The following is an 855-nucleotide window of genomic DNA, read 5'->3' on the forward strand; positions in this document are numbered from 1 at the left end:
CTGGGTATCGCAACAGCAACAGAAAGGCATAGCGGCACTGGATGACGTTCCACAAAAAACAGGCCATCCAGCTGGCGCAATTAAAAACCAATATTTCACTGCCGTGTGGTCACTTGCTAAAGCGGAATTGGTAGAGCGCCTTCCCGATTACGACACAACCAATGCCGGAAAAGAAAAAGCCGACACACTGGAACCATCCGCAGAAACGTATCGCCGCGATGCATCATGGGCAATTAACGACATTATCGGCGCAGCCCGTACAACAATTGAATTGATATGAACACACGTACCGATTCGGTCATTAGCGTGCAAGGCGACACAGTTGACATGATTTGTGTTCGGCATTACGGCTATACCGCAAAAGTGACCGAGCAAGTGTTAGCGGCGAATCCTGGTCTCGCGGCGCTGGGTGCGCAGCTGCCCGTAGGCACGCGGGTAAAATTGCCTGCAATAGCGCCTGTACCGATTAAAAACATCGTCAAACTTTGGGATTAATTTTATGGCTGAACCCGCAAGCTCAACCACTGTGGCCGCAGTAACTGCGACAGGTGTAACTCTGGTTTCTTTCTTTCATGGGATAGATGCAAATGCCTTGATTGGGGCAACCGCAGGATCAAGCTTGTTTGTAATGAGCGCAAAAGATTTAAAAATAATTACTCGATTGGTGTATTTGCTCATCAGTTTATTTATGGGTTACACCAGTGGTGAAGCGGTACTCGGTCATATTTTTAGCGAGCGCGCCATTAGCAGCTTTGTTTTTTCTGCGTGCGTCATTGGGCTTGGTTTGAAACTCATTAACAGCGTAGATCAAATCGATATTAACAATTGGTTTCGCCCGAAATAGGAGGATTTATG

The 855-nt window shown here is 47.3% G+C and carries 3 protein-coding genes; all 3 read left to right on the forward strand.

Annotated features, from left to right (window positions below; translation table 11 throughout):
• The coding region (locus A596_RS22840) for a head completion/stabilization protein (RefSeq protein ID WP_160280214.1) at nucleotides 1–280 on the forward strand (280 nt) is incomplete at its 5' end.
• Nucleotides 277–495, forward strand: coding sequence for a tail protein X (locus A596_RS21530; protein WP_039918808.1), 219 nt, complete (start codon nucleotides 277–279; stop codon nucleotides 493–495). The genes A596_RS22840 and A596_RS21530, both read left to right, overlap by 4 nt.
• A 4-nt stretch (nucleotides 496–499) precedes the next feature.
• Nucleotides 500–844 carry a putative holin gene (locus A596_RS21535; protein WP_039918810.1) on the forward strand — a complete coding sequence of 115 codons (345 nt, stop codon included), beginning with the start codon at nucleotides 500–502 and terminating at the stop codon, nucleotides 842–844.
• Nucleotides 845–855 lie beyond the last annotated feature (11 nt).

Origin of the sequence: Cellvibrio mixtus subsp. mixtus J3-8 (assembly GCF_000766945.1) — a bacterium.
GTDB lineage: Bacteria > Pseudomonadota > Gammaproteobacteria > Pseudomonadales > Cellvibrionaceae > Cellvibrio > Cellvibrio mixtus_A.

Bases quoted from the DNA above. Each gene is read 5' to 3' on its own strand.
- A596_RS21530 (WP_039918808.1), top strand. From the start codon at position 277: ATGAACACACGTACCGATTCGGTCATTAGCGTGCAAGGCGACACAGTT.
- A596_RS21535 (WP_039918810.1), top strand. From the start codon at position 500: ATGGCTGAACCCGCAAGCTCAACCACTGTGGCCGCAGTAACTGCGACA.